The sequence below is a fragment of the Fodinibius sp. GM21 genome (assembly GCF_058386955.1).
Map to the genome: position 1 here is coordinate 505,659 of NZ_JBYEIQ010000004.1, position 15,579 is coordinate 521,237.

Below are 15,579 nucleotides of genomic sequence, written 5' to 3' on the forward strand. Positions count from 1 at the left end.
TTATGGGGAATTGCTATGTAGTTGTTATCGATGGTTTGGGCGTTGGAGCACAAGAAGATGCGTCTGAATATGGAGACGAAGAAGAAAATACGCTGGGCCATCTTTGTGAAGAAACGGAAGTCAAACTGCCAAATTCACAGCGAATGGGCCTTGGCAATATTATTTCACTCAGATCAGTAGCCATAGAATCGGACCCTATTTGTGCCTATGGGAAAATGCGGGAACAGTCGGCCGGAAAGGATTCGACAACGGGCCATTGGGAAATTGCAGGTATACAGCTAAACCGACCATTTCCAACGTATCCCGATGGTTTTCCTCAAGAGGTTATTGACCAGTTTTGTGAGGGAATCGGGGTTGAAAAGGCGTTGGTAAATAAACCGTATTCGGGTACAGAGGTCATCACTGATTATGGCGAGGAGCATATGCAAACCGGATATCCTATCGTGTATACATCGGCAGACAGTGTATTCCAGGTTGCCGCCCATGTGGATATTACTCCGACAGATACGTTATATAAGTGGTGTGAATTTGCACGCAAAGAAGTGCTGCAAGACGAACACGGAGTGGGGCGAGTTATTGCGCGTCCCTTTACAGGGGAGCCTGGGAGTTTTGATCGTATTTCTGATAAGCGTCATGATTTCTCTCTGGAACCACCTGAGCATAATATACTTAGTGTATTGCAGCAGCAGGGCATTAAAACGTATTCTATTGGTAAGGTAGTTGACCTTTTTAACGAAGATCATTTTACTCAGTTTCGTCGTACCAAAAGCAATGCGGAGGGTATTTCTCAGCTGCTAAGCCTGATGTCAGCAGTTAAAGATAGTTTTGTATTTGTGAACTTAATTGACACCGACCAAAAGTACGGTCACCGCCTTGACCCGCAAGGATTTGCAGAATGCCTACAGGAGTTTGATCGGGCGATACCTGCGATTGTAAGTAAGCTTGATGAGGATGATATATTGATTATAACGGGTGACCATGGTAACGATCCTACATCCGAAAGCACTGATCACAGCCGAGAGTTTGTACCCATACTATTATGTCCTTCTGAAAAGGCGGAACGCGTTAATTTGGGAACTCGTAATACGTTTAGTGATATAGCAAGCACTGCTGCTGATTTTTTTGAGATTTCGGAAACATTTCCTGGTACATCAATGTTAAACAGGCTGTAGAATGTGCTTAAAATTGGTTCGAAATTAATATTTAAAAGTCCTATATTATAGAGATCGATAGTAGGCAACATACATCCAATTTAGTCGTTGTATTATCCCATTAAACTTGATTGTCATATCGAAGCGATCTTTAGCAGCAGATCAAATCAATGCAAATAAATCCTAATTTAACCCATCACATCCCGTGGCTAGAAGTTCAGGTATTTCTACTCGAGAATCAGAATCTCTCGACCGCTATTTACAGGAGATAGGAAAAGAAAAACTTATCACTCCCGAAGACGAGGTTAGGCTTGCCAAAGAGATTCAAAAAGGCAGCCAAAAAGCCCTTGAAGATTTAACAAAAGCAAACCTTCGTTTTGTGGTTTCTGTTGCAAAACAGTATCAAAATCAAGGACTTTCGCTGGGTGACCTTATTAATGAAGGGAATCTAGGTTTGATTAAAGCCGCCAAGCGCTTTGATGAAACACGTGGTTTTAAATTTATTTCATACGCTGTTTGGTGGATTCGGCAGTCTATTCTACAGGCACTTGCAGAGCAGAGCCGAATTGTACGCTTGCCGCTTAACCGAGTGGGTGCCCTAAACAAGATTGGAAAAGAGCTTTCTAAGTTGGAGCAGGAGTATGAACGTGTGCCTTCTGCTGCTGAGCTGGCTGAAAGCTTGGACATGACGGTTTCGGAAGTAGCTGATACGCTTAAGATTTCCGGCCGACACCTTTCTGTAGATGCTCCTTTTGCACAGGGTGAAGATAACCGGCTGCTCGATGTGCTTGAAAATGAAGAAACGCCCGATCCCGATACCGATCTGATGGGTGAATCCCTCAAAGTTGAAATTGAGCGTGCACTCTCAAAGCTTACCAATCGTGAGGCAGAAGTTATTCGCCTATATTTTGGAATTGGTCGCGAACACTCGCTAACGCTTGAAGAAATTGGTGAGCGTTTTGATTTGACTCGTGAACGTGTTCGTCAGATTAAAGAGAAAGCACTTCGTAAGTTGCGACACCATAACAGAAGTGCTGCGCTTCGTGCTTATTTAGGATAACAAAATCCATAAGCCTTATTTAATGATTAAAAGCCCCGAATTTCGGGGCTTTTTTATTTGTCTAAACTTTTGATAGAATAGGGATAACTAATAAATATTATTCCAGCCGTTTCCATTTTACAATTATGAAGAAAGGAATCAGTTTATTGTTACTACTGCTTATTACAGCTGCTACTCTGGAGGCGCAGACATACCCCTTCCGAACGTACTCTATTGAAAACGGTTTAAGTGAAGCGGTTGTTAATACGATCACCCAAGATAAAGACGGGTATCTTTGGATCGGTACCGGTTATGGATTAAACCGTTTTGACGGCGTTAGATTTAAGAACTATTACGTTGAGGATGGCTTGCTCAATAACGGAATACAGTCGCTTTATGCTGATAGAAATAATCAGCTGTGGATTGGAACCGAAGGTGGCGTTAACGTCATGAGGAAAGATAGCATTCATACGATAGCGGAGCTGGAGCCACTGGATTCGAGTTCGATTTTATCGATTTACAAGGACAGCAGAAATGAGTTTTGGTTTACAACGGATGGTGAGGGGGTTTGGCATTGGGATTCCAGCCAGCAGTTGACTCAGTATAGAGAAGTGCATGGTATGGGCAGTAATCGGGTGCGGGATGTTCTGGAGGATAAAAATGGGGTTATTTGGTTTGCTACCCGTGACGGCCTGACGAAACTGGAAGATGGTAATTTTAGGACGTTCAGGATGCAACATGGATTGCCCGACAATCGACTTCGGGATCTTGCATTAACTGAGAGTGGACAACTTTGGGTTGCCAGCCGCGGTGGCCTCTGTTCGATATCCGATGATGAAATTAGTTGCTTTACCAGTGAAGACGGCTTAATTAATAACCGCATTCAATCCATATCTACAGACGGGAAAAATAATTTATGGCTGGGTACGGAAGAAGGTGCCAGCTACTTTTCGGCCGGGGAATTTGAAAACTATTCCGTGGATGAAGGATTAGCGAATAATATTATCCATTCAACCTATTATGACACCGAGGGTAATATTTGGTTTGGTACTTTTGGTGGGGGGATTAGTCTTTTCCTGGGCGATCAATTTGAAAACTATACTATCGAGGATGGGTTGCCTAATAATGTTATTACTTCAATTACTGAAGATCATACGGGACATCATTGGATCTCTACCTACGGTGGAGGCATAACCAAAATTGACGAACAATCGCTTGAGACTATCAATGCCTCGGATGGTTTGGTAGATAACAAAGTATATACGTTGCACACTGACGATCAGAATCAGTTGCTTGTTGGCACGCGTTGGGGATTTAGTATCTATAATTATGAGACATTCAATAATTTTAACGAGCATGAACTTCCCCATCGTAAAATTCGTGCAATCTTACCATCTCAGAATAGTTCAGATATCTTGCTGGGGACCTATGGTGAGGGAATTATTCGGTATCGAGATAAAGAATTTGATCAGTTTACCGAAGATGACGGATTAGCTAATAATACGGTAATGGCACTGGAAAGGGGCACTGATGGATCCGTTTGGGCGGCCACGTATGGGGGAGTGAGTCGTATTAAGAACAATACGTTTACAAATTATACGCTGCAGGATGGATTGCCCAATAATGGTATTCTGGATGTATTAATTGCAAATAACGGGGAATTATGGGTGGCTACATTTGGAGGCATTGCGCGCTTTACCGGGGATGGCTTTCAATCAATAACCCCCGAAGATGGTTTGCCTGATGAGATCTGTTACTTTATAGAACAGGATGACCGTGGAATTTTCTGGATTGGTACCAATAAGGGCGTTGTAAGATTTGATTACCAGGCCTATCAGTCAGAAACGGAAGACACAAATAGGCAGATATTCCGACTGTTAACCACTGATCAGGGACTTACCTCTAACGAAATGAATGCCGGAGCTTCCTATAAGGACAGCCGCGGACGACTTTGGTTTGGATCAGTAGGAGGGGTATCCGTTTTTGATCCCACTAAAGAAAAAATTAGCAATGCCGTTCCCAAAGTACATATAGAAAACATAAGCGTATCCGGGGAACTTATATCAATCAAAGAGCCGGTGAATATTGGAAGTAATAATCGTAATATCACTTTTGAATTTATAGGTATTAGCTTTACGGCCCCCCATCAGATGCAATATCGTTACCGATTAAAAAATTCGAATGAAGGATGGCAGGAAACCACTCAGCCTTCGGTTCGGTATTCAGCACTTATGCCCGGAGACTATACCTTTGAAGTAAAGGCACGAAATTTTAATGGGCATTGGAGTCCTCAGACTGCCAGTATCAGTTTTACGGTGCAGGCTCCCTTTTGGCTGCAATGGTGGTTTATTGCGTTGCTTATTATCGCTTTGACAGGTATCATTTTGTTTATTTATAACTATTACCGCGTTAAAAAAATGGTGGAAATGGAGCGAATGCGCGTTCGGATTGCCAGTGATCTTCATGATGATGTGGGATCAGCCCTAACAGAAATTGCGCTTCAATCCGATTTTTTACAAACAATGGAGGTTCCGGATAAGCTGGAGCAATCCCTAAAGCAAATTGGTGCACAAAGCAGGAGAATAGTTTCCAGCCTGGATGACATTGTGTGGTCTATTGATGCCCGTAACGATACCGTTGGAGATTTGACGGATCGCATGCAGGATCACATGAATAATGTATTACCGGATCGAAAGGTGTACTATGATTTTGACTGTGATATGCAGCAACAGCTGGATGTATCGTTAAAAGAAAACCTGTATCTGATATATAAAGAAGCGGTGAATAATATTGCCAAACATTCTAATGCCGACCGCGTGGAAGTAAAATTATGTGCGGATGCAAGTGGATTTACTATGGGGATAAAAGATAATGGAAGTGAAGTTTCGGGGTCACGAAAAAGTGGACAGGGGCTTCGGAACATGGAAATGCGAGCGAAACGAATTGATGCAGAAATTTCATTTAATGAAAAGAATGGTTTTGAAGTGATCGTAGAGAATCGTAACTAAATAGTATAGCTTAAGTCTAAAATGTAAAAATCCGGCACTATGGCACCATTAGTAGGAATTGTTGAAGACAACAAGAAAATTCGGGATTTGATACAGCGCTACTTGGATATGCAGGAGGAGCTGTCATGTCCCGTTGCGGTGGATTCAGTAGAGGAGATGTTGGAGTATCTTGAAGAGCATCCCCCACCAGATGTTATTTTGATGGATATCCAGCTTCCGGGCATGTCAGGAATAAAAGGTATCGGCCTTATTAAAGAGAAGTACGAAGATGTAGATATCATCATGCTAACGGTATATCACGATTCCCACAAAATATTCAATGCGCTGCGGGCCGGGGCATCGGGATATTTGCTAAAACATACCTCTCTGCCGGAGATTAAAGAATCGATCCTAAAATTGGTTGGTGGCGGCGCGCCCATGTCCCCACAGATTGCCCGTAAGGTAATTAATCACTTTCAGGAAAATGCACCGAAAAAGAACACCGATTCAGATTTGACGCCCCGTGAGCATGATATCGTGAATGGACTTGTGGATGGTCTTAGCTACAAGATGATTGCTGACCGCTACGATATTTCAATTGATACCGTTCGTGCTCACATTCGTAATATTTACAAGAAGCTGCACGTTAATTCTAAAGCAGAAGTTATTGCCAAGTCACTGAAAGGAGAAATATAAAAAATCCTTTCGCATGAATATGTGATTGAATGCAACGATGCTGCTTGATACTATTGTTATAGACAATAACAGAAGCAGCTAATTTCTTCTGCCAATTTGGGTAAAATACGGAGTCTATTATGAAATTATTTAAAGTGTTTATAATCACCTTGTTAGCACTTTTTCTTACCGGTTGCTACACGCAGCTTCAGTACAGCCAAACCATGAAAAAGGTTACGGATAAGAAATCCACAAACGATACGCCCGTTTATTCTTGGAGTGGGGAAGAGAAAGCCGAATCTTCTCAAAATGATAGTGATGAGAATCTAGCAAAGGCAGAAAATAAGCAAGAAGTAACCGATGAATATATCCCTATTTATTATAAAGATTATGAGTATGCCACTAAATATGGGGATGTTTACAACTTCTATGGTAACGACTGGTATGGATATAATGCATATCCGTATGTACGAGGCAGCACTTTTTATTCGTGGTATCCCTTTAGTTACGATCGGTGGGCTTTTCATAGTTTGTATGGACGCTGGTATGATCGACCCCATTATGGAATTTCGATTACTTTAAGTTGGGGATGGCCAAACTATCGTTACGGTTATTATGATCCATTCTACAATCCCTATTACTATGACTATTACTGGCATCGATATTATAGTCGATATGCTTATGGGTATGGATATTGGAATTATTATGGAAAGTCTGGATTTGGCCACGGATATTATTCTGATGATAGAGTTAGAGAGAATAATAATGTTCGTTATGGCCCACGCTCAATTGGTACAAACCGAGTTGATACGGATAGAAATAGAACCAGAACGGTTAATAGCGATCGATCAGCTGCGGTAACCAATCGCACTTCATCAACTGTTCGCACCCGATCGGTAGGCACAACCCGCACCCGAGGCACTTCCGCTCGCTCATCGGTGAACCGTACAAAAAGCAGTGACAGCAGTTCTGCAGGTCGAAGTCGAACGAGGGGGCAGGATCAAATCAATAATAACAGTCAGACAAGTCGGTTCGACTATGGCTATCGTAACAGAGGTGATGAGATACCGCTTGTAATTGATGAAAAACAGCTAGAACAGATTCGAGCTCGAATCAGAGATAATAATAGAAATAATAGTAGTTACCGCTCTCGCATTAATAACAACAGTGAGAGAACAACATTCTTCAATAGAATGAAGAACTTTTTCGAACAAAACAGCAGTCGCTTTACAAATGGAAATAATGGGCAAACTTTGCGTAGCAGAAGCAGCTCCCCATCTACTAGAAGATCAAATATAAATCGAAGCTCAAGTAGTACTAATCGAAGTTCGGTGACAAAAAGTAAATCGTCGTCCGGTAATTCACGTTCACGGGGCAGTAGTTCTTCTCGAAGCCGAAGCGACAATAGCGGTTCATCAGGTTCCGACAGAAGTCGCGGCAACTGATAATATTACACTAAGCGACGATAATCAAAGAATATCATTTTCAACTCATGAACGATAGAAGTATGTCAAAAAAAAGTATTATTCTACTGATAGGTTTGTTCATCTTCTCCACTACTCAGATTAAAGCTCAGAGTGCGGACGATGTTTTGCGGTACACCTTGGAATATCCTTCGTATGATCCTGTTAGTTTGGTGATACCGGGGGTTAGCAATGCTACCGGTTTCGGAACCTACCAGGAAAACCCGGCATCGATGGCGCTGTTTGATGAGAGCTTTCTCTCGATGGGCTTAAGTAGTCGATTCCTTGATGAAACGGGCACTTATTTGGGCAATAGCACCAACTATTCTGATAACCAAACGGGGATAGGCGATTTGGGACTGGTTTATAAAGTGCCGACCACGCGGGGCAGTTTGGTTGTGGGAGGTGGTTATAGTCAAACAACAGATTTTAATCGTGCACTATCCGCTACCGGTAGAAATGAACGTTCTACCATCACTGATTTTTATAACACCACCAGTGATGATAGCCTCTTTTTCGCGGCCTTTGATGCCTATGCGGTCGATTTTGCTACTACCGATAGCTCCTTTGCCGAAACTTCTTCCATTTTCCGAATCGGATTCCAGCAGTATCCCGGCATCAATCAGGATATGGAACTGACTGAACGTGGGAAGACAGGGGAATACTCGCTTTTTTTGGCAACTGAACTTTTGGAGAATTTCTACGTCGGAGGTTCTATAGGCTATTACAGCGGCACATATACCTATCGAAGAGAGTTCTTAGAGTCAGATCGACAAGATGACTACAATGCCACTTTTATTGACTCTGATGGCGACGGTAACCCCGATACGGATATCGATAATATTTTAAGTGAAGATCGCATAGATGCTGAAATTCAGGCGTTTAGTGCTAGGCTGGGAGTTATTTATGAACCTGCGCCCGAGTTTCGACTGGCTGCCAGTTACGAGTTTCCTTCCAAACTCTTTATCGATGAAGAATTCAACACGATAATAACCACTACATTTGATAATACGATTCAATTTTCTGATGAGGCACCCGGCGCGTTTTCATATACTATTACGCGTCCGCAGAGAATTAAAGCAGGTGTGACATTCAAGGGAATCCCAAAGCTTACACTGTCAGGATCGGCCGAGGCGATATCCTATTCAAATGCTGAGATCAATTTTGATGAGCTGGATCTGAATCCGCTTGAAGATGATATCAATAGCAACGTACGATCTGCATTTAACGATGTCGTTAATTTACGAGGGGGGCTGGAATATAAGACCAATGATACCTTTACCGCTCGGTTTGGATACGCTTATTTTCCCAGCCCGCAGGATGGGCCCGGCAGTGATCGCCAGTTCATCAGCGGAGGATTTAGTGCCGTATTAACCAAAGGCCTTATGTTCGATTTTGGCATCCAGTACAGCTTCTGGGATGATCAAAATGCGCTTTATTCTACGCCTGATGTCAGCGAAGTTGTGCAAGAAGAGGTTACCCGCCTCAATGTAATGGCCGGCCTTAGAATGACATTATAAAGGTTATTTGTTTGAAACGGTTTTCTGAGTGGATATTTCAAACTTAGCCCAAACAGGCAGATGATCTGAAGTCGTATTGCCGTAGTTTTCGATATAAGATTGGGGATTGTAATATACTTCAGTGCTGCTTTGTATATGCTCATCAAACAGCTCATTGCTGATTGTGATGTGATCAATAAGATCTTCATATCCTATAGACGCAGATTCGTCGGCTTCAGATAGTGGTTTGGTAATCACATCAAAGTTTTCGGTGTCCTCAACAAATTCGTCATACGGTGTTTGCTGATAGACATTTTCTCCACCTTCATCAGCATAATAAATCGACTGATCAACATCATCGTTGTAGTCCCCCAGTAAAATAATATTGGCATCCGGTTTATTATTCTTTAAATAGTAATAAAGTCCTTCAGCGGCTTTTTGACGGCGTTCATAAGATTCGGCATAATTGCTAGTGTTAGCTTTACCATGAATGACTATAGCATAGAATTCCCGGGTCGTATTTTGGTAGGTATAATTAAATCGGAAAAACAGGGGAGTACGTCCACTGGCCCAATAGTAAGACCAATCGTTTTGATATTCTTGCCTTACATCACTTATTTCTCCCACTTCTAATGAGTCAATGGTATTAGTATTGTAAACAAAGGCCATATCCTGATTTCTGGGCACATGACTGGCCGTAAAGCCACGGTACCCCTCCATATATTGTGTAATATTGTTGAGGGCGTGTTGATCTGATACCTCTTGAAAGGCATAGAGATCCGCATCTAAAGAGTCTACGACCTCAACAATATTTTTTGTCTGAAGCATTTCGTTTGAAGGGCCATTGGATTCCGCCCCATACCATTCAATATTCCATGTCACGGTTTCCAGAATACCATCCGGTGATACAGGATCATTCTGTTCAATTTGTTCTTCTTCCTGCTCCTCCTCAGGGTCTTCTTCAGCCTGATGTGGGGTGCCGCACGAAGCTATTAACACAACCAGTACTGCAGTGAGAAAGAAGGAGAGTTTTTGAAACGAAAACTTCATTAACAGTTTACTTATTGGCTTTGGGGTTAACGCTAAGGACCGGACTTTTTACATGTCGGGCCACATTTGCAGTAGTACTGCCCATCATGAGGTAGTCGATGCCGGTTCGGCCCACCGTGGACATAACGATGAGATCGTGTGGATTATCAAGGTTGTAATTGAGGATGGCCTCGTGTGGGGTTTCTTCTGATATAATTACTTTTGTTTCTAAAAGATCACCCATTTTGTGCATCTCTTCTTTGGCTAACACCTTCAGTCGTTGTTGGCGAAGTTGCTTTTTTGACTCGTCAGGCTCTTCCTCGTGCTGTGGATCATACGGCATTACGTTAACCAGCTCAAGTTTGGCATTGGCTTTTTTGGCAATTTCCATGGCCACGGAAAAGGCCTCTTTAGAGTGATCAGAGAAATCCGTAGTCACCATTATGCGCTCTAAATTTGTAAGCTCACGTTCTTCATTTACAATCAAAACGGGTACATGGGCCATTCGAAGTACTTTCTCGGAAACGGATCCCAGGAAAAATCGAGAAAATCCAGTGCGACCATGAGTAGTCATCACAATCATATCGAAATCTTCGGATTCTTCTACTATAGATTGAGCCGGGTTACCAATAGATACCAATGGTTCTGTAACCATTGCGGGATCAATTTCTTCATTGGCCAGCTCAGCAAGCCGATCGTGAAGGGCATCTTCTATTTCATCAAAATCTTCCATCGTAGAAGTCCCCATTCCAAACATATAGGGCCCACCATCAACTTCATTAAGCGGTAAGTAAGAATGAAAAGGAGTAATGCTTCCATTAAATAATTTAGCCATTTTTTCAGCAGATTGAAGGGCTTTTGATCCGAGCTCAGAGAAGTCGAGGGGCACAAGTATTTTGATATTTTCCATGATGGTAGTATTTGATTAACGACTTTATTTAAAATACAAAAATATCTTTTTATCTCAGAACCAGCCCTTACGTTTAAAGTAGAAAATCATAATAACAGCAATGACTCCCATGACGCCCATTGCTGCTGGGTATCCCCAATACCAGCTTAGTTCCGGCATATTATAGGGACTCGTTTCGGGATCAAAGTTCATTCCATAGATACCTGCGACAAAGGTAAGCGGAATGAAAATAGTGGCAATGATAGTGAGGACTTTCATTACCTCGTTCATTCTGTTACTTACGTAGGACATATACATATCATGAAGCCCTAAAACCATATCGCGATAATTCTCGATATTATCGATCACCTGAATAATATGATCGTAAACATCGCGCAAGAAAATTTTAGTGCTGTTATCAATGAAGTGAGATTCATCCCTGATGGCCGTGTTCAAGGCGTCGCGAAGCGGCCAAACAGACTTGCGAAAGAAAATAATTTCGCGCCGGATTTTATGTGCCTGTTCTAACAGGTGGTCTTCGGGATCTTTTAAAAGTTCATCCTCCAAGGCTTCTATATCATCACCGATATGTTCAATCACATTAAAATAATAGTCAACAATAGTATCTATTAGAGCATAGGTTAGGTAGTCCGCTCCTTTTTGTCGGACGCGGGAGGCTTGTATAGATAATCGATCAAGTACAGGTTTGAAGTGATCGTTATCTGTTTCCTGGAACGAAAGTACATAATTTTTGCCCAGCACAATGCTTATTTGCTCGCTGTTTATTTTTTGTCCTCCGTTGGAATAAGACAGCAAACGAAGTACAAAGAAGATGCAATTGTCGTATACCTCAACCTTGGGACGTTGGGCAGTGTGAACAATATCTTCCTGTATTAGAGGGTGTAGTTCAAAGAAATCCCAAATTGATTTTAACTTCTCGGTGTCGTGCAGACCTCGGACCTGCACCCAGGTTTTCGAAGGGGCATCGAGATAAGGCTGGACCTTTTGGATTTTACTAATTGAAATGTCTTCAATGTGTTCTTCATCATAGTCATGAACGGTAATTTTGACCTCATCCATGTGACGTTCTCCCGTATGTTCCACGGTACCAGGGGGAGAACCGGGTTTTTTTCGATCCCCTGATCGGCGAAAATGGATGCTTGGAAGTAAGTTTTTGAGCTTATTTCTGGGAGCCATACCTATGCTTTTTTAAAATTAAGCTTAAGGCCAGTAATATGGCTAAGCTTTAATCCTAAAACAAGCATATAAATAGCTGTTAGCAAGGAGGTTACATATAATCCGAACCTTGGCGCTTCTTGATAATCCAGTGGATTATCGGCGGAGCAATAAAGAGAACGAGCACAACATTTCCTGTATACATATAGATTAAAACAGCTGCTAAAATGCATGCCAACAACACGATTATGGAGATTAGGTTTGTTTTTTGTTCGATATCCATAATGTTATGTGGCTTCTATGCGTAAGACTTCGAGTGGCGTCTTTTTATAGACACTTCTGCTGTTAAACATACCAATTAGAATGGTAAGTACGGTAACGATCAACGTGCCCAAAATTATTACCCACAGATTGGGTGTAAAGGTAATATCAAAATAAAAGTAGCCCAGCAGCCAGGTAGCACCTACCGACAAAATAAGTCCTGTAAGGGCAGACAGAATCCCGAGAAACAGGTACTCCACCGAAAGTATTTGAATAATCTGTTTTTTGCTGGCCCCGATTGTTCGTAGCAATACGCTCTCTTTGATGCGTTGGAACCGGCTGGTAGCCACCGAGCTGGCAAGAACAATAAGTCCCGTAAGAATACTAAACAGCGCCATAAACTGTACGGCAAACGATATTTTATCGATAAACTTATTAATGGTCTCCAGGATACGTCTGACATCAATAGCCGATACATTGGGATATTCTTGTACGACCGACTGTTGTATAGAGGCTGAAGCTTCTTGGCTGGAAGCCCGCGAAATGGTAACATAAATTTGCGGAGCAGGTTCCAATACCCCGGCTGGAAACAGCATGAAAAAGTTAGGCTGCACCCGCTGGAAGTCGACTTCCCGAATACTTCCCACATAAGCTTCAACCGGAACCCCTTGGACGTCAAAAGTAAGGGAATCGCCAATTTCCAAGTTGAGATCTTCAGAAATTTCTTTGGCCGCTGATACGGGGACTCGTCCGGTATCGGGGGCTTGTCCAATCCACTCTCCTTTGAGCAACGTTTCGGAATCAATAAGCGAATCTCGGTAGGTAGAACGGTATTCACGGCGCAGTGCCCAGTTGCGGATATCATTGGTACTGTCGTCGACGATAGCTTGGGTACTTCGTCCTCGGAGTGAGTCCAATCGCATGGTGACCATGGGTACGTTTTGAAGAATCGGCATGTCCTTTTCTTTTAAAAGCTGATTGAGTCCTTCATTTTGATCGGGTTGGATGTCAAAGAAGATAAGGTTGGGCGCATCATCTCGCGTGGCAAAATCGAGTTCTTCCATCAGCATATCTTGGCTAAAGTACAGTGTGCTGACCAACAGCATGCCCAAACCCAAAGAAAGCATCAGGGTTGTTGTTTGATTATTCGGACGGTATAAATTTGCCAATCCCTGTCGCCATACATAAGGCCAGTGGGAAGGGAAGTATCGTCGGATGAGTTTGATCAATAATTTTGCAACGAGCCATAGTAATCCGAAAGCAACGATCATTCCTGCAGTAAATATACCGCCCACTATCCAATCGGAAGTCAATAGGGTGGCATATCCCATGACAACAAGCGCTACGGTTACATATATAATAGTTTTTGTCTTATTCGATAGCAGGGCAGTAATTGATCCCTCCATAGTACGCAGAGCATATAACGGAGAGGCTTTACGGAGGGCAAGGAGCGGCAGCAGGGCGAAAGCAAGGGCAACACCCGTGCCGGTAAAGAGCCCAAGACCAATAGCCAACCAAGAGGTTGTCAGCTCAACATTAACAGGCAGGAAATCACTGACCAGGCCGGGTAATAAATATTGAATACCGACTCCGATAACCGTACCTGCAAGAGCCCCCAAAAATCCTAAAACAATTGATTGAATAAGGAAGATGCTCATCGTTTGATCAGAGGAAGCTCCAAAACATCGAAGAACGGATGCTGTACTGATCTTTTGGTTGATATATACATGGATGGAACTTGCCACACCTATACCACCAAGCAGCAGGGCAACAAATCCAACAAGATTCAGAAATTTTCCGAGATTACCGACCGCTTCGCCAATTTCTTCGCGACGTTCTTCTACGGTTTCTGTGTCAATATCAATGCCCAGGGCATCCTGGAGCGAGTCGACCCGTGTTTCAATGGTTGTAATATCTCGATTATCCGTAAACTTAAAATACTGCTTGTATTCCACACGGCTGCCGCGCTGAATAAGATTTGTGGCCTCCAGCATAGAAGCGGGAATGAATACGCGCGGGCCTACCATTGCAGCAGCTGCGGCTTCTCCGGGGACTTTAGTAATTCCACCACCAATCGAAAAGGTTACTTCTCCGACCTTGATAGAGTCTCCGACTTCAATATTGAATTGAGTCATCAGGGCCTGATCGACCAAGGCCGTTGTATCTGTTTTAAAGGTTCGGGCTGCTTCGATCGGGATGGTTTCGAGTGCCCCGTAAAAGGGAAAATTTCCTTTCAGCGCGCGAATATTAGCTAAACGGGTATTTCCATTTTTGGGAAATAACACCATTGATGGAAATTCTGTAATAGTGGATTGTTCTCCGCCCAAGGTGTCAAAATAGGCGGTAAGGGTATCGGGGGGCGGTTGCTCGGTTTCAATTTCTAGGTCAGCCCCCAGCAGTTCTTTCGACTGATTATTGATGGTATTATTGAGGCTGTCACGAAATGAGGTGATGGCTACCTGCGCCGCCACACCAATAATAATAGCAGATATATAAACGAATAATCGTTTTTTGTTTGATCGGGCATCGCGCCAGGCCATCTTCCATGACCATTTAGAAAAGAATGATGACATAAATCTAATGTCTAAAAATCTTATTGAACCTGTTCAACAGTGGGATTGTCAATCCATTCATCCTTATGGATCTTACCATTTTTAAGTCGGATGATACGCTGGCACTGCTCAGCCAGAGATAAATCATGTGTCACTAAAACAAGGGTAGTGCCGCGTGCTTTATTGAGATCAAAGAGTAATTCTTCAATAGTGGCTCCCGTTTCAGAGTCAAGATTTCCGGTGGGTTCATCCGCAAAAAGAATCTTCGGTTTATTGATGAATGCCCTTGCAATGGCCACACGCTGCTGTTCTCCTCCGGAGAGTTGAGCAGGATAGTGGCTCATTCGATCAGAAAGCCCAACCTGGGTAAGCAATTCTTCAGCATTGCGCTGTACCTCAGAAGTTTTTACACCTCGTAGTTCAAGAGGCACCATCACGTTCTCTATAGCGGTAAGGGTAGGCACCAGCTGAAAGGTCTGGAAAACAAACCCCACGTGTTTATTGCGAACTTCTGCACGTTGATCTTCATTAAGCGGCCCCAATGTTACGCCATTGAGCGTTACTTCGCCGGTTGTTGGACGATCGAGACCTGCACAAAGTCCCAGCAAGGTTGTTTTGCCACTGCCCGATGGGCCCACGATAGAGCAGGTGGTGCCCGATTCTATCGAAAAGTCGACGTGATCGAGGACGGTTAATTCTTTTTCCCCACTTCTAAATTGTTGTGTTAGATTTGTAACTTCCAGTATTGGATTTAAAGCCATAAAAATAATATCGTAATAGAATTATGGGTAGTAACATCTACCGGCGGGTGAATCATTCCGTAAAAGAAAGCGTTTCCCAACTTAAATGAAAATGATG

At 42.9% G+C, this 15,579-nt stretch carries 11 protein-coding genes; 6 read left to right on the forward strand and 5 right to left on the reverse strand.

Annotated elements, in window-relative coordinates; all coding sequences use genetic code 11:
* Positions 1-2 precede the first annotated feature (2 nt).
* The 6 genes from ACT3IB_RS12535 to ACT3IB_RS12560 all read left to right on the forward strand — a co-directional run bounded on the left by ACT3IB_RS12535 (position 3) and on the right by ACT3IB_RS12560 (position 8,835).
* On the forward strand, positions 3-1,172 hold the full coding sequence (locus tag ACT3IB_RS12535) for a phosphopentomutase (protein WP_491539357.1): 1,170 nt from the start codon (positions 3-5) through the stop codon (positions 1,170-1,172).
* Positions 1,173-1,356: 184 nt separating this feature from the next.
* Positions 1,357-2,211: a sigma-70 family RNA polymerase sigma factor gene (locus ACT3IB_RS12540; protein ID WP_095607284.1), complete on the forward strand. Its 855-nt coding sequence runs from the start codon at positions 1,357-1,359 to the stop codon at positions 2,209-2,211.
* Between the two features lie 125 nt (positions 2,212-2,336).
* The gene (locus ACT3IB_RS12545) at positions 2,337-5,198 is read left to right on the forward strand and encodes a ligand-binding sensor domain-containing protein (protein WP_491539358.1); all 2,862 of its coding nucleotides are present in this window, start codon (positions 2,337-2,339) and stop codon (positions 5,196-5,198) included.
* Between the two features lie 39 nt (positions 5,199-5,237).
* Entirely contained in the window at positions 5,238-5,873 is a 636-nt protein-coding gene (locus tag ACT3IB_RS12550) for a response regulator (protein ID WP_491539359.1), read from the forward strand.
* A gap of 119 nt (positions 5,874-5,992) precedes the next feature.
* Positions 5,993-7,297, forward strand: coding sequence for a hypothetical protein (locus tag ACT3IB_RS12555; protein WP_491539360.1), 1,305 nt, complete (start codon positions 5,993-5,995; stop codon positions 7,295-7,297).
* Between the two features lie 62 nt (positions 7,298-7,359).
* Positions 7,360-8,835, forward strand: coding sequence for an OmpP1/FadL family transporter (locus ACT3IB_RS12560; RefSeq protein WP_491539361.1), 1,476 nt, complete (start codon positions 7,360-7,362; stop codon positions 8,833-8,835).
* A gap of 3 nt (positions 8,836-8,838) precedes the next feature.
* On the opposite strand, the gene ACT3IB_RS12565 is transcribed toward ACT3IB_RS12560, so the two are convergent.
* The 5 genes from ACT3IB_RS12565 to ACT3IB_RS12585 form a co-directional block, all read right to left on the reverse strand.
* The gene (locus ACT3IB_RS12565) at positions 8,839-9,864 is read right to left on the reverse strand and encodes an endonuclease/exonuclease/phosphatase family protein (RefSeq protein ID WP_491539362.1); all 1,026 of its coding nucleotides are present in this window, start codon (positions 9,862-9,864) and stop codon (positions 8,839-8,841) included.
* Between the two features lie 7 nt (positions 9,865-9,871).
* Positions 9,872-10,753, reverse strand: coding sequence for a universal stress protein (locus tag ACT3IB_RS12570; RefSeq protein WP_491539363.1), 882 nt, complete (start codon positions 10,751-10,753; stop codon positions 9,872-9,874).
* Between the two features lie 54 nt (positions 10,754-10,807).
* Positions 10,808-11,929 (reverse strand): magnesium/cobalt transporter CorA, encoded by a 1,122-nt coding sequence (gene corA / locus ACT3IB_RS12575; RefSeq protein ID WP_491539364.1) that lies wholly within the window; start codon positions 11,927-11,929, stop codon positions 10,808-10,810.
* A gap of 266 nt (positions 11,930-12,195) precedes the next feature.
* A complete protein-coding gene (locus ACT3IB_RS12580; protein WP_491539365.1) occupies positions 12,196-14,742 on the reverse strand; it encodes an ABC transporter permease in 2,547 nt (848 codons plus the stop codon).
* Positions 14,743-14,762: 20 nt separating this feature from the next.
* Complete coding sequence (locus ACT3IB_RS12585) at positions 14,763-15,482, reverse strand: ABC transporter ATP-binding protein (RefSeq protein WP_491539366.1); 720 nt, start codon at positions 15,480-15,482, stop codon at positions 14,763-14,765.
* Positions 15,483-15,579: the final 97 nt, after the last annotated feature.

What these genes read in the sequence shown, in the direction of transcription:
- ACT3IB_RS12535 (WP_491539357.1), top strand. Translation starts at nt 3, where the DNA reads ATGGGGAATTGCTATGTAGTTGTTATCGATGGTTTGGGCGTTGGAGCA.
- ACT3IB_RS12545 (WP_491539358.1), top strand. Translation starts at nt 2,337, where the DNA reads ATGAAGAAAGGAATCAGTTTATTGTTACTACTGCTTATTACAGCTGCT.
- ACT3IB_RS12550 (WP_491539359.1), top strand. Translation starts at nt 5,238, where the DNA reads ATGGCACCATTAGTAGGAATTGTTGAAGACAACAAGAAAATTCGGGAT.
- ACT3IB_RS12555 (WP_491539360.1), top strand. Translation starts at nt 5,993, where the DNA reads ATGAAATTATTTAAAGTGTTTATAATCACCTTGTTAGCACTTTTTCTT.
- ACT3IB_RS12560 (WP_491539361.1), top strand. Translation starts at nt 7,360, where the DNA reads ATGTCAAAAAAAAGTATTATTCTACTGATAGGTTTGTTCATCTTCTCC.
- ACT3IB_RS12565 (WP_491539362.1), bottom strand. Translation starts at nt 9,864, where the DNA reads ATGAAGTTTTCGTTTCAAAAACTCTCCTTCTTTCTCACTGCAGTACTG.
- ACT3IB_RS12570 (WP_491539363.1), bottom strand. Translation starts at nt 10,753, where the DNA reads ATGGAAAATATCAAAATACTTGTGCCCCTCGACTTCTCTGAGCTCGGA.
- corA (WP_491539364.1), bottom strand. Translation starts at nt 11,929, where the DNA reads ATGGCTCCCAGAAATAAGCTCAAAAACTTACTTCCAAGCATCCATTTT.
- ACT3IB_RS12580 (WP_491539365.1), bottom strand. Translation starts at nt 14,742, where the DNA reads ATGTCATCATTCTTTTCTAAATGGTCATGGAAGATGGCCTGGCGCGAT.
- ACT3IB_RS12585 (WP_491539366.1), bottom strand. Translation starts at nt 15,482, where the DNA reads ATGGCTTTAAATCCAATACTGGAAGTTACAAATCTAACACAACAATTT.